Genomic DNA, 21,676 nt, shown 5'->3' with positions numbered 1-21,676 from the left:
TGGCACGCGAGCCAATATGCTGGACATTCGTCGGAGTTATTGAACTTTTCCACCATCCGTGTTCAATATACTGTGCTGAGTACAGCATTTGGTTCAGGAGGTAGGTCTGAGTGTCAGGACATCCGGAGGTGGGCGTCGCAGGGCTCGGAGTGATGGGGTCAGCCATCGCCCGCAGACTGCTGCGGCGTGAACGCACCGTGCGGGTCTACGACGTCCGCCAGGACGCGGTGGCGGAACTCGCCAGGGACGGGGCGCAACCAGTGGACTCGGCGGCACGGCTCGCCTCGTCCTCCGTGGTGATCCTGTCCCTCAACACCGCCGACATCGTCGAACAGGTGGTCTTCGGCCCCGAAGGGGTCCTCACCGCCACACCCGAGGGCGTACTCGTCATCGACATGTCCAGCATCGATCCCGGGCGCACCCGCGCCTTCGCCGAACGGGCCGCGAAGCTCGGCGCCGGCTGGGTCGACGCCCCCTTGTCGGGCGGCGCGCCGGGCGCGGAACGCGGTGAGCTGACGCTGATGCTCGGCGGTGAGGAGGAAGACGTGGAACGGGCACTGCACGTGCTCGGCGCGCTCTCCTCCCAACTCACCCACATCGGCCCGCCCGGCTCCGGGCAGCTGGTCAAGTCCGTCAACCAGGTTCTGGTCGGCTGCGGATTCGCCGCCCTCGCAGAGGCCGCCGCGCTGGTGCGGGCGGCCGGTCTGCCGCCACGGCAGGTACAGGCGGCGCTCACCGGGGGCAGGGCCGACTCGGCGCTGTTCCAGGAGTTCTTCGTCAAGTTCGCCGAGGTCGACCTCACGCCCACCGGGCGGGTCAGCAACATGGTCAAGGACCTGGAGGCGGCCCGCGACTACGCGCGCTCGGCGGGAGTGCCGTTGCCTGTCACCACCGCCGTCTCCGAACTGCACCGCTGGCTGGCCGCAGCCGGTCACGGCGAGGCCGACAACGCCGCGCTCATGCACTACTACGAAACCGGAACCGGAGTCGGAACCGGAGACAGGACCGGAGTCGGAACCGGTCGGACGGGAGCCCGGTCATGACGGTCTCAGCCAAGGGTCCTGCCCTGTTCGACCTCTCGGGGCGGTTGGCCCTCGTCACCGGTTCCAGCAAGGGCATCGGAGCGGCCCTCGCCGCCGGACTGGCCGAGGCGGGCGCCGAACTCGTCCTCAACGGCCGCGATCCCGTGGCCCTGGAACGAGCCCGGGGCGAACTCGCCGAACGCACCGGGAACAAGGTGCACGCCGTGCCCTTCGACGTCACCGACGAGGCGGCCGTACAGGCAGGGGTCCAGGAGATCGAGGACCGGCTCGGCCCACTGGACATCCTGGTCAACAACACCGGCGTACAGCACCGCGAACCACTCCTGAAGGTGTCCGCCGAGAACTTCGAGCGGGTCCTGCACACCAACCTCACCAGCGCCTTCCTGGTGGGCCGCGCGGTGGCCGCGGGCATGGTCGGGCGCGGCCACGGAAAGATCGTCAACATCTGTTCCGTACAGACCTGGCTCGCCCGTCCCGGCATCGCCGCCTACGCGGCGTCCAAGGGCGGTCTCGCGATGCTGACCCGGGGCATGTGCGCGGAGTGGGCCGGATCGGGGCTGACGGTCAACGGACTGGCGCCCGGCTATGTGATCACCGAACTGACCCGCCCGCTCGTCGACGACCCGGCCTTCGACTCCTGGATCCGGGGCCGCACCCCGGCCGGACGCTGGGCCTCGGTCGAGGATCTCGTCGGAACGCTGGTGTGGCTCGCCGCCCCCGCGTCGGACTTCGTCAACGGCCAGGTGATCGCCGTCGACGGCGGCCTGACCGCGGTCATCTGAGAAAGGACGGGACCGAGGACATGAACTCAGCGAACTCAGCGAACTCAGCGACGATGCGAGCGGTCGTGGCCCACGGGGCGGGGGACCTGCGCCTGGAGGAGCGGCCGGTGCCGCAGCCAGGGCCCGGCGAGGTGGCGGTCGACATCCGTTACGGCGGGATCTGCGGCTCCGACCTGCACTACTGGCGGCACGGCGCGGTCGGCGACTTCCGGCTGCGCGAACCGCTCGTCCTCGGTCACGAGATCGTCGGCCGGGTACGCGCGGCGGGCCCCGGTACCGAGGCCCCGCCCCCCGGGACCCCGGTGGCCGTGCACCCGCTGGCCTCCTGCGGCAGGTGCCGGCAGTGCCTCGCCGGACGGCGCAACACCTGCCTGGACACCGGCTATCTGGGCAGCGCCGCCCGCAACCCCCACGTCCAGGGCGGCTTCGCGGAGGTCCTCGTGGTGCCCGCGGACCGGGTGCTGCCCCTGCCCGAGGGCCTGGACATGCGGCTCGCCGCGATCGCCGAGCCCGCGGCGGTCGCCTGGCACGCGGTACGGCAGGCCGGTGACGTGCGCGGGAAGCGGGTGCTGGTCACCGGCGCCGGACCGATCGGCTGCCTGGTGGTCGCGGCGCTGCGAGCCGCCGGCGCCGGTGAGATCACCGTGACCGACGTCCACGAGGCCCCGCTGGCCGTCGCCAGACAGGTGGGCGCCACCTCCACCGTACGGATCGGGGCCCCAGCGACCGAGAAGAACGAACTGGAGGAACTGAAGGATCTGGAGGAACTCGCGGCGGACATCGCCATCGAGTCCTCGGGCAACCCCGCCGGGCTGCGCACCTGCGTGTACGGAGTGGACCGGGGCGGCCTGGTGGTGGGCCTCGGCCTGCTCCCGCCCGGGGACACCCCGGTGGCCGCGAACGCCGTGATCACGAGGGAGCTGCGGCTGGTCGGCTCCTTCCGCTTCGACACCGAACTCGGCGAGGTGCTCCGGGCGCTGGCCGACGGCCGCCTCCCGGCCGACCCGGTGGTGACCTCCGTACTCCCCATGGCGCGAACTGCCGAAGCCTTCGAACTGGCAGCCGACCCGGCACGCTCCTGCAAGGTGCTCCTCGACTTCGCGGATCCGACGACACCCTGACGCGGATCGTCACGCGGGGTGGTACCGGCGAAGTCGAGATGCGAGGTCTCGGGCTCCGAAGCCTCGGTACGGCTCGTGCTCCCAGGAGGGCCCTGCGCACTCTTGCCCCGGAGGCGGAGGAGGTGTTCGCCGGGCATCTGGCGCGGGTGGCGGAGCCGCCGTCGGGACGTGCCGGCGAGGGCGGGGTCGAGGCACGCTGACTCCGTCTGTCCCCCTGTTCACCGAACCACCCACCCACTCCTCCCCTACTTTTGTACGATCACCGCACGCAAGGCGGGGGTGCCGAGGCGGAGGGGCGTGGATGGACGACAACGCAGGCAGACGCAGGGCGACTTGGCGGCTGAGGACCATGACGTCGGTTGCCGCAGCGGCCGTGCTGCTCGGCGGCTGCGGTGCCGGGGACGAGAAAGCGGCCGGACCCAGCCCTTCGGCGTCCGGCCGGTCCGCGACTCCGACCGCGTCCGGCTCTCCCTCAACTCCGTCGTCACCGTCGTCTCCGCCGTCACCATCGTCTCCGCCGTCCACGAGTGGTGACGCGTCGTCGCTGACGCCGTTCCAGGCGGACCCCGCCCAGGTGCCCCGGACGAAGCAGCAGGCCGAGAAGCTGGCGACGACTGTCGCGCTGCAACCGGCGGCGTGGGGCGCGGACTTCCGAGCTCAGCAGCCGGCGGCGAGCACCCCCGGCACCGTCGCCGTGCTCGACGAACAGTGCCGGTGGGAACGCCGGGCTCTCCCCAAGGGTGTCCTGGCCTCGCGGTCCCTCTACAGCGAGATTCCCAGCAGCGGAGCCAAGGGCGAGGTCAGGGTGACCGCGGCGGTCACCGTGCACGCCACAGTGCTCGACGCCGACGACCAGTTGTCCACCACGCTGGAGGAGCCGTTGCGCTGCCGGGAGCAGCAGGTCCGTACCGATGAACGGATATCCGAGCTCATGTCGGTCGGTATCCCCTACGGCCAGGGCACCAACACCTACGCGGACGACCAGGTCGTCGAGATAGGCAAATACCTCACCGGGAACAGCGAGCAGACATACCGCTGGGAGGTTGCCCGGCTCGGCACGGTGATCGTGACCGTGTCGCTGAAGGGCGCCAAGGGTTACTCGGTCGACGAGCTGTCCCGGTACTCGTCTCAAGCCCTCAACACGATGCTCGACCGCGTGAAGTTCGAGCTCGGAGGGCAGAACTGATGGAGCCGCTGCGTTCGTCCGATCCCGCGCGTATCGCGGACCATCGCCTGCTCGGGCGGCTCGGCGCCGGAGGCATGGGCGTGGTGTACCTGGCGCGCACGCCGGGTGGCGCCCTGGTGGCGCTGAAGGTGCTGCTCGCCGAGTACGCCGAGGAGCCGGGCTTCAAGGATCGGTTCCGTCGCGAGGTCGAGGTCGCCCGACAGATCGACAGCCCCTGGTCGGTGCCGCTGGTGGACGCCGACGCGGACGCGGAGGCACCGTGGCTGGCGACCACGTACGTACCCGGCCCGTCCCTGGGCGAGGCGGTGTCCGCGTACGGGCCCCTGGCGGAGCACGGGGTGCGGCTGCTCGGCGCCCGGCTGGCCGAGGCGCTGAGCGCGGTGCACCGGGCCGGGCTGGTCCACCGGGATCTGAAGCCGGGCAACGTGCTGATCGCCCACGACGGGCCACGGCTCATCGACTTCGGCATAGCCCGGGCGCCGGAGGACACGACACTCACGGCGACCGGGGTGGTGGTCGGCACGCCCGGCTATCTGTCGCCCGAGCAGGCCGAGGGGCGCGGTGCGGACGGCGGTATCGGGCCGGCGAGCGACGTGTTCTCCCTCGGGTGTGTCCTGGCGTTCGCGGCGACCGGCCGGGCGCCGTTCGGCAGCGGAGCGGTCGACGCCCTGTTGTACCGGGCCGTGCACGATCCGGCGGACCTCGAAGGGGTACCGGCGGGGCTGCTGGAGGTGCTGGGCCGCTGTCTGGAGAAGGATCCGGCCCGGCGGCCGGATGCCCAGGAACTGGTGCGGGAGCTGGCCGCCGACAGCGACGCGCAGGACGCGCAGGACGCGGAGACGTCCGAGTGGCTGCCCGAGCCGGTCACCCGGCTGATCGCGGAGCGATCGGCCGCCGCGCTCGCGCTGCCGGACATCGAGCACACGCTGGCGCCGTCCGACGCGCCGCCGGATTCCGGGCCCGCGGAGCCCGACACACGCGAGACGTCCGAGTCGCCGGAGCCACAGGACACCGGCCCGGCCAGCCGGCGCCGTCTCCTCCTGCTCGCCGGTGGCGCCGTGGTGCTGGCGGCGGGCGCGGGCGCGACCTGGTGGGCGGTCGCCCGGGACGACGACTCGGGAGACGACAGCCCTGCCGCCGCCGCGTCTCCTCGGCGCCCGGTGCACACCGTCGCGCTGCACGGTGACCTCACCGGCCCGCAGCGGGAGACGGGCAAGGCCCAGGAGCGCGGACTGCGGCTGGCCGTCGCGGAGTTCAACGCGCGCGACGACGCCCCGTTCACCGTGAAGGTCAGGGTCGTCGACGACGCGGGCGATCCGGTGACCTCGGCACGGCTCGCCACGGAACTCACCGACGATCCGGCGGTCCTCGCCGTGGTCGGCCCGACCACCGACGCCACGGCGCAGGCGGCGCTCGCGAAGTACGACGCCGGGCTGCTGCCGGTCGTCGCCGTGTCTCCCGGCGGGATGAGCCTCCTCATCCAGGGGTTCCGTTCGTTCCTGCTCGGACGGCTGCCCGACTCGGTGCTTCCCATCTACGTCAGCAACTATCTGCGTGGGACGGCCCGTTCACGCAAGGTCGGCATCGTCCTCGACCGCCCGGCCGGCAACTACGGTTCGGACCTGGTCGGTTCCCTCAGCAACGAGCTCAACAGAGTGCAGCAACCGTCGGTTCCGGAAGTGGTCAGCGCGATGCGCCGCGACTTCGGCAGCACGGTGGACTCGATGCTCTCCGCCGGCGCCGACTCCGTGTTCTTCGCCGGTCTGCCCGACCGGGGGGCGTTGATCGCCGAGACGTTGGGGAAGCGCGCCTTCAAGGGTGCACGCGTGTCCGGTCCCGCGCTGCTCGACGGGCGTTTCCTGACGGAGGCTCAGGAAGCGGCCGAGGGCTGGGCGATGGTGGCTCCGGTCATCGACGCGACCCTGAAGCCCGAGGCACAGAAGTTCGCCGCGGCCTACCGCGAGCGCTGGAAGGAGGCACCGCCCCGGTACGCGGCGGAGGCGTACGACGTGACCGGGATGCTGCTGAAGACCCTGGCCGGGCTGCCGGCAAAGGACCGTACCCGGAAGAAGCTGCTCGCGGCCGTGCGGGCGGGGAAGTACGAGGGCATCACGAAGGCGTTCGCCTTCCAGGCCACCGGCATGATGGTCATCGACGGCACCGGCGGCTTCCTCTGGCGGGTCGAGCAGGGCGACTTCGTGTACGGCGGCCCCGCGCCGCTCACCGTCTGATGGAGCCGCTGCGCACCGGCGACCCGTCCCGGCTGGGCCGCTACCGTCTGCTGCGGCGACTGGGCGCCGGCGGCATGGGGGTCGTCTTCCTGGCCCGTGCGCCGGGCGGAGCGATCGCCGCGGTGAAGGTGGTGCGGTCCTCGTACGCCGAGGAGGCGGGCTTCCGGGCCCGGTTCCGCCGTGAGATCGAGGCCGCCCGGCAGGTGGACAGCCGGTGGGTGGTCCCGTTGCTGGACGCGGACGCCGACGCGGAGACTCCGTGGCTGGCGACCTCGTACGTGCCGGGACCCTCGCTCGCCGAGGCGGTGGACGCCTTCGGACCGCTGTCGTCGGCTTCCGTGCGGGTGCTGGGCCTGCGGCTCGGCGAGGCACTGGAGTCGGTGCACGGGGCCGGTCTCGTGCACCGCGACGTGAAGCCGGGCAACGTCCTGCTGGCACCGGACGGGCCACGGCTCATCGACTTCGGCATCGCCCGCGCGCCGGAGGCCACCGCACTCACCTCCAGCGGCGTGATCGTCGGCTCGCCCGGCTTCCTGTCGCCCGAGCAGGCGCAGGCGCGGGGCGGCGAGATCGGCCCGCCCAGCGACGTGTTCTCGCTGGGGTGTGTGCTGGCGTTCGCCGCGACCGGCGTACGGCCGTTCGGCGGCGGAGGGGCCGCCGGCATGCTGCTGCGCACCGTCTACGACGAACCGGATCCGACGGCGATCCCGGACGACCTGACGCCCCTGGTGAGGGCGTGCCTGCACAAGGATCCACCCGCTCGGCCCTCCCTCGCCGCACTCCGTGAGGCGCTCGTGGAAGGAACGGCGCCCGACTCCGCCCAGCGGTCGGGCTGGCTGTCCGCGCCGGTCACCCGGCTGATCAACGACCGGTCCGCCGCCGTGCTCACCATCGGCGCGATCGAGCCGACCCAGGTGTCCGCGTCGTCAGCCCCGTCAGCGTCGGCGAGCACGGTGTCACCGGAGGCCGCGACCCTGACGGCCGTCACCGCCACCCGGCCCACCCCCCGCGCCGTCGACCGCCGCGGCTTCCTGCGCCTCGGCTCGACGGCGGGCGTCCTGGCGGCGGGCGGTGGCGGCGCCTGGTGGTGGAACACCCGCCCGAAGAAGGGAGCAGCCACACCGTCCGGGACCGGTCGTCCGCGCCCCGAGCTGGTCGTGGCGTTCCACGGCGACCTGACCGGTGCCCAGAAGGTGCGCGGGAACGCCCAGCTCAACGGAGCCCGGCTGGCCGTAGAGCAGATCAACGCCAAGGGCGGCCACCCCTTCCGGCTGAAGCTGCCGACGTACGACGACGGCGGCGACACGAAACGGGCCGGCGAGCTGGCCGGCCAGCTGGTGAAGGACACCGCTGTACGCGCCGTGCTGGGACCCACCACCGACGCCTGCTTCCTCGCGACCGAGGTCACCTACACCAAGGCGGTGATGCCCGTCGTGTCCGTCTCGGTGGGCGCCGACACCCAGAACTCGGCCATCGGCACGAACGTCTTCCACTCGCACGCGGCGCTGCGCGTCACCGACGGGCTCCTCGCCGCCCCCTGCGTCCGCTACCTCAGCAACCACGTCGACTCCCGTCAGGTGTTCCTCGTGGACGACCGGGCGCAGGGCGACTTCGCCTGGAGCCTGTGCGACCAGATCGGGCGGGCACTGCGGCAGCTCAACCGGGACTCCACGGTGACCACTGTCGCCGCCGGAAAAATCGACTACGCGTCGCTCGCCGCCCAGGTGGTGTCCGCCCGCGCCGACGCGGTCATGTTCACCGGCGACGCGGCACGGGCCGCCGGACTCGCATCGGCACTGAGCACCGCCCGGTTCAAGGGAACCCGGGTGGCGACGGAGCGAGCCTTCGACCCGCAGTTCCTCGAATCCGCCAAAGCCGCCGCTGACGACTGGGTCTTCGCCACCTCCTTCACCGACCCGACGGCCCGCCCATCCGCCCGCGCCTTCACCACGGCCTACCGCGCCCGCTTCGGCACCGGCCCCGGCTGGTACGCGGCGGAGGCCTACGACGCCGTGATGTTCCTGGCAGAGGCCTGCACCAAGGACGGCTCGGCGGTGACGGAGCGGGGTGCCATCGCCCGCCGGATGCCCGAGATCACGTACTCCGGCATCAGCCGGACCATCAGATACGAGAAAGCGTACGGCTACAACCACGACGCGATGTTCGAGTTCCAGGCCGTCGGCGGCGCGTTCCGGTACCTGGGGCAGTATCAGGAGGCGGCAGTTTCCTGAGCGGGGACCTCATGGGGTGTACGAAGCGACAGAACCGACAGAGGCAAGAGGCAACTGACAGACTGCGGGCATGAACCTTCACGAGAACCTGCTCGGCGGACCGCCCCCCACCCACCTGCCGGAGAACACTGAGGCGTACCGGATGCTGGAAGAGAAATCCGCCTCACCCGCCGAGGTCGCGGCCGCCCACCCCACCTTCTCGCTCGCCTGGGCCATGCTCGCCGAGGACGCCTTCGAGGCCGGGCGGACCGTGGAGTCCTACGCGTACGCCCGCACCGGATACCACCGGGGGCTCGACGCGCTGCGCCGCTCGGGATGGAAGGGACATGGGCCCATCCCCTTCAGCCACCAGGCCAACCGCGGCTTCCTGCGCTGCCTGGCCGCCCTCGCCCGCGCGGCCGACGCCATCAGCGAAACCGAAGAGGCAGCGCGCTGCTGGCAGTTCCTCAAAGACAGCAGTGCCGAGGCGTACACCGAGCTGAAGCGGTAGTCACCGCAGCTCAGACGTCTGTGCCCCCGGCGGGCGAGGAAGCCGGATCCACGGCGGCATCTTCAGCCCGTCCGGTGTTTGAGGACGAGCGCGTTCAGCGCGAAGGGGGGTCTGGGGGCACAGCCCCCAGCGGACGGTCACCCTCCTCCACCGTGCCCACCCCCTCCAGCGGCGGAGCCGTGACGCACCCGTGCGTCCGGCACTCCGGCGTCGCACACCCCACCCCCGGCCTCCGCACCGTCAGGAACGCCAGCACCGACCCCACCACCAAAACCCCCGCACACACCACCATCGCCCGCCCGAACGCCGCATCGAACGCTGCCGCCGACCGGTACGCCTCCGCCCCCATCCCCGTCACCAGCGGCAACGCCGCCACCGCCACCAGCCCCGCCGCCCGCGCCGCCGCGTTGTTGACCCCGCTCGCCAGCCCCGCCCGCTCCGTCCCCACCGACGCGAGCACGCTCGCCGTGAGCGGCGCGACCAGCGACACCAAGCCCAGCCCGAGCACCAGCACGGCGGGCAGCACATCCCCCACGTACGACGCCCCGGCACCCACCCGCAGCATCAGCAGCATCCCCGCCGCGCACAGCAGCGGCCCGACCGTCAGCGGAACGCGCGGGCCGATCCGCTCCGCCAGCTCGCCCGAGCGCGCCGACAGCAGCAGCATCAGGGCGGTGGTCGGCAGCAGAGCCGTACCGGCGCCCAGGGCCGAGTAACCGGCCACCACCTGGAGCTGGAGCGCGGAGAGGAAGAAGAAGCCCCCGAGGGCCGCGTACACGCACAGGGTGACCAGGTTGACGGCCGTGAACTGACGCGAGGCGAAGATGTCCAGCGGCATCATCGCGTCCCCGGCGCGCCGCCGCTCGACGGACACGAAGGCCACCCCCGCCGCGATCCCCACCACTGCCGCCACCACAACGGCCACGGAGGCGGACCTCGCCTCGATCAGCGCGTACGTCACCATCGCGAGCGCGAAAGCACCCAGGGCCGCGCCGAGGACGTCGAAGCGCCCGTGCTGCGTACGGCCGTCGCCGGACTCGGGGACATGGCGTACGGCGATGGGGACGCAGAACACAGCCACCGGGACGTTGATCAGGAACACCCACCGCCAGCCCGGACCGTCCACCAGCCAGCCGCCCAGAAACGGCCCGACCGCCGCGCCGATACCGCCGAAGCCGGACCACAGCCCGACCGCCCGCCCCCGGTCGTCGGGGTGGAAGGAGGCCTGGATGATGGCCAGGGAGCCGGGGGTGAGGAGCGCGCCACCGATGCCCTGCAGGGCGCGGGCCGCGACGAGGACGCCGGCGTTCGGGGCGATGCCGCAGAGCAGCGAGGCGACGGCGAACCACACCACCCCGATCACGAAGACCTTGCGGCGGCCGTACCGGTCCCCGAGCGAACCGCCCAGCAGGATCAGACCGGCCAGCGTCAGCATGTACGCGTTGACCGTCCACTGGAGGGCGCCCAGATCCGCGTCGAGGTCACGGCCGATGCGCGGCAGCGCGACGTTCACGACCGTCGAGTCCAGCAGGGCCATGCTGGAGCCCAGGACGGTGGTCAGCAGGATCCACTTGCCCTGGGGCGAGGCGACGCGCACGTCCGACATGCCCCAGGTATACAGCGAGCCCGGCGCCGTAGACAGACGCCGAGCTCGCAAAGGTCCGCGGTCCGGTGGGCCGGTGGACGAACCAGTTGGCCAGTCAGCCACTGAGCCGGTGGGCCACTCGACCAGTGGGCCAGTCAGCCACTCGGCCAGGCCACTCGGCCACTCGGCCACCGAACCACCGAACCACCGAACCAGTAGGCCGGCCCAGTGGACCAGTGGCCGAACCAGTGGACTACTTGATCTTCGTACCCGCCGACCGCAGGTTCTGCGTGGCCTCGACGACACGCGCGGCCATGCTCGCCTCGGCCAGCTTGCCCCACGTGCGCGGGTCGTAGGTCGACTTGGAGCCGACCTCGCCGTCGACCTTCAGGACGCCGTCGTAGTTGCGGAACATGTGGTCCGCGACGGGACGCGTGAACGCGTACTGGGTGTCCGTGTCGAGGTTCATCTTCACGACGCCGTTCTCCAGCGCGGTGGCGATCTCCTCCTCGGAGGAACCGGAGCCGCCGTGGAAGACGAAGTCGAACGGCTGGGAGCCGGCCGGCTTGCCGTACTTGGCGGCGATGCCCTCGTTCAGCTCCTTGAGGAGGTCGGGGCGCAGGACGACGTTGCCCGGCTTGTACACGCCGTGGACGTTGCCGAAGGACGCGGCCAGCAGGTAGCGGCCCTTCTCGCCGAGACCGAGGGCCTCGACCGTACGCACCGCGTCGTCGACGGTCGTGTAGAGGGAGTCGTTGATCTCGTGCGAGACACCGTCCTCTTCCCCACCCGTCGGCGTGATCTCGACCTCAAGGATGATCTTCGCGGCGACGGCGCGGGCCAGCAGCTCCTGCGCGATGGCGAGGTTGTCGGCGAGGGTCTCCGCGGAACCGTCCCACATGTGGGACTGGAACAGCGGGTTGCGGCCGGCCTTCACGCGCTCCTCGGAGACGGCGATCAGCGGACGTACGTACCCGTCGAGCTTGTCCTTCGGGCAGTGGTCCGTGTGCAGGGCGACCGTGACCGGGTACTTCTCGGCGACGATGTGCGCGAACTCGGCCAGGGCGACGGAGCCGGTGACCATGTCCTTGCTGTACTGGCCACCGAGGAACTCCGCACCACCCGTCGAGATCTGGATGATGCCGTCGCTCTCCGCCTCCGCGAAGCCGCGCAGGGCAGCGTGCAGGGTCTGGGTCGAGGTCACGTTGATGGCCGGGTAGGCGAACTTGCCTGCCTTTGCCCGGTCAAGCATCTCGCTGTAGACCTCAGGGGTTGCGATGGGCATGTGTCCGCTCCTCGTGATGTGCGGGTTGGCGATCTGTAGATCTGCAGATCTGGCGTACTGCGTACCTGCGGCCCTGACCTAGACCCGGTCGCGAGACCTGGGAAGCGACGTCATCGTCGGCCCCATCTTTCCAGACGTTTCGCCCGGTACCGAGTCCGGTGTTCGTCAGGTGGGACGCCCGGTACTCAGTCCAGGCCCAGGTCGCTCTTCGAGTACGCGAAGAGGTACGGCACCCCGGCGCCCTGCTCGATCTTCTCGGCGGCGCCCGTCGCCCGGTCGACGATGGTCGCCACGCCCACCACCTCGGCGCCGGCCTCGCGTACGGCCGCCACGGCGGTGAGCGGCGAGTCGCCGGTCGTGGACGTGTCCTCGACGACCAGCACGCGCCGCCCGGCGATGCCCGGCCCCTCGACGCGCTTCTGCATACCGTGCGCCTTGGCCGCCTTGCGCACGACGAACGAGTCGAGGCGCTGCCCGCGAGCTGCGGCGGCATGCATCATCGCCGTCCCGACCGGGTCGGCGCCCATGGTCAGCCCGCCCACGGCGTCGAACTCGAGCCCCGCCTCCGCCGCGAGATCCAGCAGCACCTGCCCGACGAGCGGGGCGGCCTGGCCGTCGAGGGTGACGAGGCGGAGATCGATGTAGTAGTCGGCCTCGATCCCCGACGACAGGGTCACCTTGCCGTGCACGACGGCCTTGTCCTTGATCTGCTGCAGCAGCGCGCCGCGTACGTCTACGTCACTCATGGCAGCCAGCGTAGACGTCGCGTCGCTAGAGGCTCCGCCAGCTCCAGGTCGTCGTCGCTTCGAGCGGCTCGATGGGCGTGACGAGCCGCGGGAGGGTGTTGAGTCCGTTGGGCGGACCGGTCTGCGGCTCCACGCACACGGCGGCGTCCTGCTCGTCGTACACGACGACCCATTCCTCGGGGCTGGTCACCTTCAGCTCCAGGCGCTGCGGCCAGGTGAGGGTGACATCCACGCCGCCGGGCATGCCGAAGCAGTCGTCCCAGGGGCCGGGCTTCGGGTCGATACGGTTCCCGGTGGGGAGGTGGTCGTCGCCGCGCTCCTCCTGCCAGGCGGGCGTGAAGGCGACCTGCACCTCCGCCGGTGCGTCCGCGCCGCCGAGGTTCCGGTTGAACCAGGGGTGCCAGCCGATCTGCGCCGGGAACGAATCGCCGTACGTCTCCACGGACATGGTGAGCGTGAGGGCGCCCGGGGTCAGCGCGACGACCTGTGTGACGCGCCCGGCGTAGGGCCACGGCTCCACGAGGTCGTACGTGATCACCGCCTCGTCGGCGGTGGTGTGGGCGACGCGCCAGGCGCCGTCGCGGACGGTGCCGTGGATGGCGTGCGGCGGGGAGTTGAGGGGGAGTTGGCGTACGGTGCCGCCGTCGAGGAAGCGGCCGTCGCGGGTGCGCCCGCACCAGGGGACCATCGGGAAGCACCCGAACCGCTCGCCCTGCCTCAGCAGTTCGACCCCGCCGACGCGCAGCCCTCCGACCCGGCCGCCGTTACCCGGCTGCACGGTCACCTCCGCGTCACCCGCGGCCAGCGTGATGTCATCGTTACTCACGCGTCGACCCTACCGGCCCCCGCGCGTCCCCCCTCGCCCGGCGTTCACAGTCGAGGTCGCTGCACCCCAGGCCGCGTTTCCCAACCCGCCACCCGTTCACCGCAGCTGTCCAGCCCAGGACCGGGCCCGGGCATCCCAGCCCGCCCGGCGACCGAGGGCAAAGCCCTTCCCACGCCCCCCACGGCCAAAGCGATGTGGCGCGCCGGCAGCTACCGGACCTCGCGCCCTCGGTGGTGACCACCCTTCAGGGTGCAGCCGGGCCACCCACCGCCACGCCTTCTCCCGCCGCCCGCTGACGGCCCGTCGGTGAACACGCGGTCCATCCGCTCGATCCAAGCATGGGCATCGAGTGGCCGGCCGAGGCACCGCTGCTCTCCGACAGGGACGCGGCAACAGGTGTGCCTGGCGCACAGCGACTCACCGGCCAGGTAGTGGCCACCTCCGCGGTGACACCGCCGCCGGCCTCTGCCGCGGCTCGCATTCCGACCGGCAGTCACTCCGCCCGGACAACCCCGTACGCCAACGGAATGAAGTACGGCGATATTCCGGGACGGCGCAGACCGTATTCGGCATAACTGCAGTACGAGTACGCCCCCACGCCGTCGTGTGACTCTCCGGTGTCAGCGCGCGGTACGCCTCTGTGTAACAGCACTGCGCACCAATGAATTCGGTGCATGACCGCGCACTGGCTTCCGGCTTCCGGCTCCATAGGAGGGTTGAGCGATGAGGCGTCAGTCGCTTCGCAAATCATGGGTCCAGGCCGCCGCCATGTTTTCGGCCGCGGGAGCATTTGGCCTGGTCGCCAATTTCGCCTCGCCGACGACCGCTCTGGCCGCTGCGAGCGAGAACCCCGGTGTCGATTGCCCTTTCACGCTGCCAGGCCCGAATGGCGCACTAAGCGTCGACCCCGATCTCCGCCCGTGGCTGATGCCCAATGATGACTGGGACGAAATAGGAAACGCTCCCTGCGGAAACGGCAAGCACCATGACCATGACTATGACCACCAAGGTCCGCAGGGCACTCAAGGCAACCAGGGCGCCCAGGGCGATACGGGCGCTCAGGGCACCCAGGGCGACACCGGCACCCAAGGCACCCAGGGCGACACCGGCACGCAGGGCACCCAAGGCTTCCAGGGCGACACCGGCACACAAGGGAACCAAGGCGACACCGGCCCTCAGGGCACGCAGGGCGATACAGGCACCCAAGGCTTCCAAGGAAACCAAGGCACCCAAGGCGACACCGGCACGCAGGGCACCCAGGGCGACGTCGGCACGCAGGGGAACCAGGGCGACACCGGCGCGCAGGGCACCCAAGGCTTCCAAGGAAACCAAGGCTTCCAGGGCACGACCGGCACGCAGGGCTTCCAGGGGACCACCGGCACGCAGGGCACCCAGGGCTTCCAGGGCGACACCGGCACGCAGGGAAACCAGGGCGACACCGGCCCCCAGGGCACCCAAGGCTTCCAGGGCGACACCGGCACGCAGGGAAACCAGGGCGACACCGGCCCCCAGGGCACCCAAGGCTTCCAGGGCGACACCGGCACACAGGGAAACCAGGGCGACACCGGCCCCCAGGGCACCCAAGGCTTCCAGGGCGACACCGGCACACAGGGAAACCAGGGCGACACCGGCCCCCAGGGCACCCAAGGCTTCCAGGGCGACACCGGCACACAAGGGAACCAAGGCGACACCGGCCCCCAGGGCACGCAGGGCGATACAGGCACCCAAGGCTTCCAAGGCGACACCGGCACGCAGGGAAACCAGGGCGACACCGGCCCCCAGGGCACCCAAGGCGACACAGGCACCCAAGGCTTCCAGGGGACCACCGGCCCGCAAGGCACCCAAGGCTTCCAGGGCGACACCGGCACACAAGGGAACCAGGGCGACACCGGCACACAAGGAAACCAGGGCGACACCGGCGCTCAGGGCACCCAAGGCTTCCAGGGTGACACCGGCGCTCAGGGCACCCAAGGCTTCCAAGGAAACCAGGGCTTCCAGGGCACCACCGGCACCCAAGGCTTCCAAGGCACCCAGGGATTCCAGGGCGACACCGGCACGCAGGGCTTCCAAGGAAACCAGGGCACCCAAGGCGACACCGGCGCTCAGGGCACCCAAGGCTTCCAAGGAAACCAGGGCTTCCAAGGCACCACCGGCACGCAGGGCTTCCAAGGCTTCCAGGGCACCCAGGGCTTCCAGGGCACCACCGGCACCCAAGGCTTCCAGGGCACCCAGGGCTTCCAGGGCACCGCCGGCACGCAGGGCTTCCAAGGAAACCAGGGCACCCAAGGCGACACCGGCACGCAGGGCACCCAAGGCTTCCAAGGAAACCAGGGCTTCCAAGGCACCACCGGCACCCAAGGCTTCCAAGGCTTCCAAGGCACCCAGGGATTCCAGGGCACCACCGGCACACAAGGCTTCCAGGGAAACCAGGGAAACCAAGGCGACACCGGCACACAGGGCACCCAAGGCTTCCAAGGAAACCAGGGCTTCCAAGGCACCACCGGCACACAAGGCTTCCAAGGCTTCCAGGGCACCCAGGGATTCCAGGGATTCCAGGGCACCACCGGCACACAAGGCTTCCAAGGAAACCAAGGCACCCAAGGCGACACCGGCACACAAGGCACCCAAGGCTTCCAAGGAAACCAGGGCTTCCAAGGCACCACCGGCACACAAGGCTTCCAGGGCGACACCGGCACACAAGGGAACCAAGGCGACACCGGCCCCCAGGGCACGCAGGGCGATACAGGCACCCAAGGCTTCCAAGGCGACACCGGCACGCAGGGAAACCAGGGCGACACCGGCCCCCAGGGCACCCAAGGCGACACAGGCACCCAAGGCTTCCAGGGGACCACCGGCACCCAGGGCTTCCAAGGCTTCCAAGGCACCCAGGGATTCCAGGGCACCACCGGCACACAAGGCTTCCAGGGAAACCAGGGAAACCAGGGCGACACCGGCGCTCAGGGCACCCAAGGCTTCCAGGGAAACCAGGGCTTCCAGGGGACCACCGGCACCCAGGGCTTCCAAGGCTTCCAGGGCACCCAGGGATTCCAGGGCACCACCGGCACACAAGGCTTCCAGGGAAACCAGGGCACCCAAGGCGACACCGGCACGCAGGGCACCCAAGGCTTCCAAGGAAACCAGGGCTTCCAAGGCACCACCGGCACACAAGGCTTCCAAGGCTTCCAGGGCACCCAGGGATTCCAGGGATTCCAGGGCACCACCGGCACACAAGGCTTCCAAGGAAACCAAGGCACCCAAGGCGACACCGGCACACAAGGCACCCAAGGCTTCCAAGGAAACCAGGGCTTCCAAGGCACCACCGGCACCCAAGGCTTCCAGGGCGACACCGGCACACAAGGGAACCAAGGCGACACCGGCCCCCAGGGCACGCAGGGCGATACAGGCACCCAAGGCTTCCAAGGCGACACCGGCACGCAGGGAAACCAGGGCGACACCGGCCCCCAGGGCACCCAGGGCACCCAAGGCGACACAGGCACCCAAGGCTTCCAGGGGACCACCGGCACCCAGGGCTTCCAAGGCTTCCAAGGCACCCAGGGATTCCAGGGCGACACCGGCACCCAAGGCACGCAGGGCTTCCAGGGGACCACCGGCACCCAAGGCGACACCGGCCCGCAAGGCACCCAAGGCTTCCAGGGCGACACCGGCACACAAGGGAACCAGGGCGACACCGGCCCCCAGGGCACCCAAGGCTTCCAGGGCGACACCGGCACACAAGGCTTCCAGGGCGACACCGGCACACAAGGCACCCAAGGCTTCCAAGGAAACCAGGGCTTCCAAGGCACCACCGGCACCCAAGGCTTCCAAGGCTTCCAAGGCACCCAGGGCTTCCAAGGGACCGCCGGCACGCAGGGCTTCCAAGGCTTCCAAGGCACCCAGGGCTTCCAGGGCACCGCCGGCACACAGGGCTTCCAAGGAAACCAAGGCACCCAAGGCGACACCGGCCCGCAAGGCACCCAAGGCTTCCAAGGAAACCAGGGCTTCCAAGGCACCACCGGCACCCAAGGCTTCCAAGGCTTCCAAGGCACCCAGGGCTTCCAAGGGACCGCCGGCACACAAGGCTTCCAAGGAAACCAAGGCACCCAAGGCGACACCGGCACACAAGGCACCCAAGGCTTCCAAGGAAACCAGGGCTTCCAAGGCACCACCGGCACCCAAGGCTTCCAAGGAAACCAAGGCACCCAGGGCTTCCAGGGCACCACCGGCACACAAGGCTTCCAAGGAAACCAAGGCACCCAAGGCGACACCGGCACACAAGGCACCCAAGGCTTCCAAGGAAACCAGGGCTTCCAAGGCACCACCGGCACCCAAGGCTTCCAAGGCTTCCAAGGCACCCAGGGCTTCCAGGGCACCACCGGCACACAAGGCTTCCAAGGAAACCAAGGCACCCAAGGCGACACCGGCACACAAGGCACCCAAGGCTTCCAAGGAAACCAGGGCTTCCAAGGCACCACCGGCACCCAAGGCTTCCAAGGCTTCCAAGGCACCCAGGGCTTCCAGGGCACCACCGGCACACAAGGCTTCCAAGGAAACCAAGGCACCCAAGGCGACACCGGCACACAAGGCACCCAAGGCTTCCAAGGAAACCAGGGCTTCCAAGGCACCACCGGCACCCAAGGCTTCCAAGGCTTCCAAGGCACCCAGGGATTCCAGGGCACCACCGGCACACAAGGCTTCCAAGGAAACCAAGGCACCCAAGGCGACACCGGCACACAAGGATTCCAGGGCTTCCAAGGCGCGAGCCCCGGGTCACAGAGCACCGTCGTCACGGCTACCAGCGGCACAGGCAGCGTCACGGTCTTGTGCCCCGCCGGCAGGTTCGCCATCGGTGGCGGCTACCAGGCTGCGGGGTCCGTCGCCAACGAGATGCTCGTCAGTCGTCCCATCGGGGGCTCTCCGGCGACCGGTTGGCAGGCCGTCTCCGCCATCGGTCGCTCAGTCACCGTCTACGCGGTATGCGCGCCGTGAGTCCCCGTGCCTCGGTCCTCGCTGGGCCGGCCCGGCGTTCACGGGTGGGTACACCGAGTGCCGTCCCTCGGGGGACGGCACATATACCCGCGCTTGTCCGTCTCGGCCCACTCAGTCGCGTTGCCGGATCGATGAGGTAGAACCCGTGAAAAAACGGATGGGACTGTGGACCGCACTCGTCGCCACAGTCGTGGTCTCCCAGGCGATGACCGGGTGGGTGCAATTTCCCACAGCGGACTACAAGACCACGCCTGCGACTGGAACAAAGCCCACAGGACCGGCGGCCAAGCTCGTCCTGAAGGCGGAGAAACTGCTCCAAGCAGGCATCAGACAGGGCGAGAAAAAGGACTTCTCTGGGGCGACGAGTAGCTTCCGTCAGGCCCTGGACCTGGATCCCGCCAACAAACTCGCCTGGTACAACCTCGGCGTCATCGCCCAGGAGAACCACAGGACGGCTGACGCGCGCGCGGCCTACGACAACGCACTGAAGATCGATCCGGATTTCAAATCGGCCCTGTACAACAAGGCAGTCCTGCTCGAGTCGAGCGACACCGACGAGGCGATCGCTCTTCTGGAACACATCGTGGGCACCGACCCACAGTCAGCCACGGCCTATCTGCACCTTGGAAAGGCGCTGGCGAAGGAGGGCCGTGACGGCGAGGCCGAGGACGCCTTCGGCTTTGCCGTCCGCGCCGACCCGTCGCTCCAACAGTTCGTCCCGGAACAGTTCCGCGATTCCACGACCGCAGCATCGACAGGCACTCAGGCAGGTACCAGCAGATGACGTCTTCCCCAACCCCGAAATTCTCTGTCTTCACTCCCAGCCACCGATCGCGTTTCCTCGACGAATGCCTCACCACGCTGCAGGCGCAGACCCGCTCCGACTGGGAGTGGATCGTGCTCCTCAACAACGGCACGCGATGGCGGCCCGAACACCCCGACGACCGTGTCCGGGTAGAGGTCGCGGACCACATTCAAGGGGTGGGGGCGGCCAAGCGCCGCGCCTGCGAACTGGCACGCGGAGAGATCCTCGTCGAGCTCGACCACGACGACCTACTGGCGAAGGACTGCCTGGCAGAACTGGCGAACGTCTTCGACGAGCGTCCCGACGTCGTCTTCGTCTACAGCAACACCGCTCAGATCACCGAGGACGGAAGCCGGGACGACACGCGGTTCAACGAGGCGCACGGCTGGCAGTACGAGGAGGTCGATGTCGACGGCCGCCGGCTCCTGCAGGCTGTCTCCATGGCACCGACACCGCACAACGTGTCGTACATCTGGTATGCCCCCAACCACGTGCGGGCGTTCCGCAAGGACGCCTACGAGCAGGTCGGCGGATATGACGCGACGCGCGCCGTGTTGGACGACCAGGATCTGATGTGCCGTCTCTTCCAGGCGGGTGATTTCCACCGGATCCCCAGATGCCTGTATCTGCAGCGGATGCACCCCCACAACACCCAGCGCGACACTGAGATCAACGCGCACATCCAGCGCGAGACGGTAGCGCTGTACGACAAATACATTGAGGCCAACGCTCTCGCCTGGACCAAGCGACGCGGTCTGCTCGCGCTGGACCTCGGCGCCGCTCACCGCAAGCCGCCTGGCTATCTGGGCGTGGACCAGTACCCAAGAGACGGCGTCGACATCGTCGCGAGGCTGCCCGAGCCACTGGACCTGCCTGACGACTCGGTCGGCCTGCTCCGGGCAGTGGACTTCCTGGAGCACGTACCCGCGAAGATTCCGCTGATCAACGAGCTGTACCGCCTGCTGGCACCGGGCGGCATGCTCCTCACCCAGACTCCCAGCTCCGACGGTCGGGGCGCGTACCAGGACCCGACGCACGTCGCCTACTACAACGAGAACTCGTTCTGGTACTACACCGACAACCAGTACCGCGCTTTCGTACCCGAGATCCAGGCTCGGTTCCACCGTTCGCGGTTGGTCACCTACTACCCGACCGACTGGCACTCCAGGAACCACATCTCCTATGTGCAGGCCAATTTGATCGCCGTGAAGGAAGGCGCCGAACGATGCGGTGGTCCGCTGCTGGTGTGATGCCTCTGAGGGGCTGACGAGTATGTGACTGGGAGGACGCCCGAGCCCAGGAGCAGGGGGGAGAGGACGGGACGGGTAGGGGCGCCGGGGGCGAGAAGCCCTCACCGCATCAGCGCCGCTTCCTCAGCACCCGCCCCACCACGATCGCCGACGCCACCACCAACGCCGCAGCCGGCGCAGCCCACCTCAGCGTCATGTTCGCCACCACCTGCTCCGGCGGCGGCACAGGGGCGTACCGGCCCCGGGGCGGCGCATGGTCCACTTCCTCCGCGCTGCGCCCGATCATCGTCCGTCGCGCATGCGCGGCCTCGGCGGGCGGCTCATCGGCGGCCACGAACCGCTCGGGCACCTCAGCGCCCTCGTTGATCTGATCGTCGTCGAGCCCGCCGGGAACGTCAGGAACATCGGGAACGTCGGGAACGTCGGCGTCGGGAACCTGAATCTCCGCAACCGCCGGAGGCTCCTCGCGCTCCCCCGCGACCTCCCCCAGGTTCTCCCCGAACCGCCGCAGCAACCGCACCCCCGCCGCAGCCACAGCATCCGCGGGAAGCTCGCTCACTCGCCCGTCCGCCGTCACCGTGCCCCCGAACACCAACGCGGACCCGCCCTCACCTTCCCCCGCGTCCGCGTCCGCGCTCTCAACTCCCCGCACGCGCAACGTCAGCGCCAGCTTCACCGCGCCGCCCCCACGCGCCTCGACGGCGTCGCCCTCCACGACGTACGCGTACTCCCCGTCGTCCTGGCCGCCCACGACAGCGACCCGCAAGGACCCGCGATACGTGATCGTGTGCCCCGAGATACGCACCTTCAGCCGCCCGGCGACCCCGGAGGCGGCAGGTTCGGTGCCCGCGTCCTGCTGGAGCCCGGGGACCGCACGGGCGATGCGCGCGGGGTCGGCGAGTACTTCCCTCAGCCGCTCTACCGGAACCGGAACGAACACCTCATGGTCCATGAAACCCGAGAGTACCCAGCGTGACCCGGGCCACACCCACGCATCCGGGGATTCAGACGGGATCCCCAAGGATCCACACCCGCGCGGCCCCACCACACACACCCCCATAGGTGCCCATAGGCACCTATAAACCACCACACCCCCACACCCCCACAGG

Annotated in this window: 16 protein-coding genes; 11 read left to right on the top strand and 5 right to left on the bottom strand. The window is 69.8% G+C overall.

Annotated features, from left to right (window positions below; genetic code table 11):
• Window positions 1-110 precede the first annotated feature (110 nt).
• The 8 genes from OG734_RS25630 (at window position 111) to OG734_RS25595 (ending at window position 9,084) form a co-directional block, all read left to right on the top strand.
• Window positions 111-1,043, top strand: a complete 933-nt coding sequence (locus tag OG734_RS25630; protein WP_330289833.1) for an NAD(P)-dependent oxidoreductase — start codon at window positions 111-113, stop codon at window positions 1,041-1,043.
• Complete coding sequence (locus OG734_RS25625; protein WP_330289832.1) at window positions 1,040-1,825, top strand: SDR family oxidoreductase; 786 nt, start codon at window positions 1,040-1,042, stop codon at window positions 1,823-1,825. Before OG734_RS25630 ends, OG734_RS25625 begins: the two co-directional genes overlap by 4 nt.
• 53 nt (window positions 1,826-1,878) lie before the next feature.
• Window positions 1,879-2,946 (top strand): L-idonate 5-dehydrogenase, encoded by a 1,068-nt coding sequence (locus tag OG734_RS25620; protein ID WP_330289831.1) that lies wholly within the window; start codon window positions 1,879-1,881, stop codon window positions 2,944-2,946.
• A gap of 297 nt (window positions 2,947-3,243) precedes the next feature.
• Window positions 3,244-3,480 (top strand): hypothetical protein, encoded by a 237-nt coding sequence (locus OG734_RS25615; protein ID WP_330289830.1) that lies wholly within the window; start codon window positions 3,244-3,246, stop codon window positions 3,478-3,480.
• Window positions 3,481-3,520: 40 nt separating this feature from the next.
• Window positions 3,521-4,132, top strand: a complete 612-nt coding sequence (locus OG734_RS25610) for a hypothetical protein (protein WP_330289829.1) — start codon at window positions 3,521-3,523, stop codon at window positions 4,130-4,132.
• Entirely contained in the window at window positions 4,132-6,363 is a 2,232-nt protein-coding gene (locus OG734_RS25605; protein ID WP_330289828.1) for a bifunctional serine/threonine-protein kinase/ABC transporter substrate-binding protein, read from the top strand. The genes OG734_RS25610 and OG734_RS25605 overlap by 1 nt, the downstream gene beginning before the upstream one ends.
• Entirely contained in the window at window positions 6,363-8,594 is a 2,232-nt protein-coding gene (locus OG734_RS25600) for a bifunctional serine/threonine-protein kinase/ABC transporter substrate-binding protein (RefSeq protein WP_330289827.1), read from the top strand. Before OG734_RS25605 ends, OG734_RS25600 begins: the two co-directional genes overlap by 1 nt.
• A 70-nt stretch (window positions 8,595-8,664) precedes the next feature.
• Entirely contained in the window at window positions 8,665-9,084 is a 420-nt protein-coding gene (locus OG734_RS25595) for a DUF3151 domain-containing protein (protein ID WP_330289826.1), read from the top strand.
• 94 nt (window positions 9,085-9,178) lie between these two features.
• On the opposite strand, the gene OG734_RS25590 is transcribed toward OG734_RS25595, so the two are convergent.
• The 4 genes from OG734_RS25590 to OG734_RS25575 form a co-directional block, all read right to left on the bottom strand.
• Window positions 9,179-10,690 (bottom strand): MFS transporter, encoded by a 1,512-nt coding sequence (locus OG734_RS25590; protein ID WP_330289825.1) that lies wholly within the window; start codon window positions 10,688-10,690, stop codon window positions 9,179-9,181.
• Window positions 10,691-10,922: 232 nt separating this feature from the next.
• Entirely contained in the window at window positions 10,923-11,954 is a 1,032-nt protein-coding gene (fbaA, locus tag OG734_RS25585; RefSeq protein WP_330289824.1) for a class II fructose-bisphosphate aldolase, read from the bottom strand.
• Between the two features lie 185 nt (window positions 11,955-12,139).
• Window positions 12,140-12,700, bottom strand: a complete 561-nt coding sequence (gene pyrE / locus OG734_RS25580) for an orotate phosphoribosyltransferase (RefSeq protein ID WP_330289823.1) — start codon at window positions 12,698-12,700, stop codon at window positions 12,140-12,142.
• 25 nt (window positions 12,701-12,725) lie between these two features.
• Window positions 12,726-13,526 carry an aldose epimerase family protein gene (locus OG734_RS25575; protein ID WP_330289822.1) on the bottom strand — a complete coding sequence of 267 codons (801 nt, stop codon included), beginning with the start codon at window positions 13,524-13,526 and terminating at the stop codon, window positions 12,726-12,728.
• A gap of 927 nt (window positions 13,527-14,453) precedes the next feature.
• Here OG734_RS25575 and OG734_RS25570 point away from each other — a divergent pair.
• The 3 genes from OG734_RS25570 to OG734_RS25560 all read left to right on the top strand — a co-directional run bounded on the left by OG734_RS25570 (window position 14,454) and on the right by OG734_RS25560 (window position 20,567).
• Window positions 14,454-18,512 carry a beta strand repeat-containing protein gene (locus OG734_RS25570; protein ID WP_330289821.1) on the top strand — a complete coding sequence of 1,353 codons (4,059 nt, stop codon included), beginning with the start codon at window positions 14,454-14,456 and terminating at the stop codon, window positions 18,510-18,512.
• Between the two features lie 145 nt (window positions 18,513-18,657).
• Window positions 18,658-19,296, top strand: a complete 639-nt coding sequence (locus OG734_RS25565) for a tetratricopeptide repeat protein (RefSeq protein ID WP_330289820.1) — start codon at window positions 18,658-18,660, stop codon at window positions 19,294-19,296.
• Window positions 19,293-20,567: a glycosyltransferase gene (locus tag OG734_RS25560; protein WP_330289819.1), complete on the top strand. Its 1,275-nt coding sequence runs from the start codon at window positions 19,293-19,295 to the stop codon at window positions 20,565-20,567. Before OG734_RS25565 ends, OG734_RS25560 begins: the two co-directional genes overlap by 4 nt.
• Window positions 20,568-20,676: 109 nt before the next feature.
• Here the strand turns inward: OG734_RS25560 and OG734_RS25555 are convergent, their stop codons facing one another.
• Window positions 20,677-21,519 carry a carbon monoxide dehydrogenase subunit G gene (locus OG734_RS25555; RefSeq protein WP_330289818.1) on the bottom strand — a complete coding sequence of 281 codons (843 nt, stop codon included), beginning with the start codon at window positions 21,517-21,519 and terminating at the stop codon, window positions 20,677-20,679.
• Between the last annotated feature and the right edge of the window lie 157 nt (window positions 21,520-21,676).

Origin of the sequence: Streptomyces sp. NBC_00576, assembly GCF_036345175.1 — a bacterium.
GTDB lineage: Bacteria > Actinomycetota > Actinomycetes > Streptomycetales > Streptomycetaceae > Streptomyces.
Note: the sequence above shows the minus strand (reverse complement) of the source record. Positions and strands in the feature narration are given on the sequence as shown.

Coding starts and splice junctions, on each gene's coding strand:
- OG734_RS25570 (WP_330289821.1), top strand. CDS start 14,454: ATGCCCAATGATGACTGGGACGAAATAGGAAACGCTCCCTGCGGAAAC.
- OG734_RS25595 (WP_330289826.1), top strand. CDS start 8,665: ATGAACCTTCACGAGAACCTGCTCGGCGGACCGCCCCCCACCCACCTG.
- pyrE (WP_330289823.1), bottom strand. CDS start 12,700: ATGAGTGACGTAGACGTACGCGGCGCGCTGCTGCAGCAGATCAAGGAC.
- OG734_RS25590 (WP_330289825.1), bottom strand. CDS start 10,690: ATGTCGGACGTGCGCGTCGCCTCGCCCCAGGGCAAGTGGATCCTGCTG.
- OG734_RS25605 (WP_330289828.1), top strand. CDS start 4,132: ATGGAGCCGCTGCGTTCGTCCGATCCCGCGCGTATCGCGGACCATCGC.
- OG734_RS25620 (WP_330289831.1), top strand. CDS start 1,879: ATGCGAGCGGTCGTGGCCCACGGGGCGGGGGACCTGCGCCTGGAGGAG.
- OG734_RS25560 (WP_330289819.1), top strand. CDS start 19,293: ATGACGTCTTCCCCAACCCCGAAATTCTCTGTCTTCACTCCCAGCCAC.
- OG734_RS25625 (WP_330289832.1), top strand. CDS start 1,040: ATGACGGTCTCAGCCAAGGGTCCTGCCCTGTTCGACCTCTCGGGGCGG.
- OG734_RS25555 (WP_330289818.1), bottom strand. CDS start 21,519: ATGGACCATGAGGTGTTCGTTCCGGTTCCGGTAGAGCGGCTGAGGGAA.
- OG734_RS25600 (WP_330289827.1), top strand. CDS start 6,363: ATGGAGCCGCTGCGCACCGGCGACCCGTCCCGGCTGGGCCGCTACCGT.
- fbaA (WP_330289824.1), bottom strand. CDS start 11,954: ATGCCCATCGCAACCCCTGAGGTCTACAGCGAGATGCTTGACCGGGCA.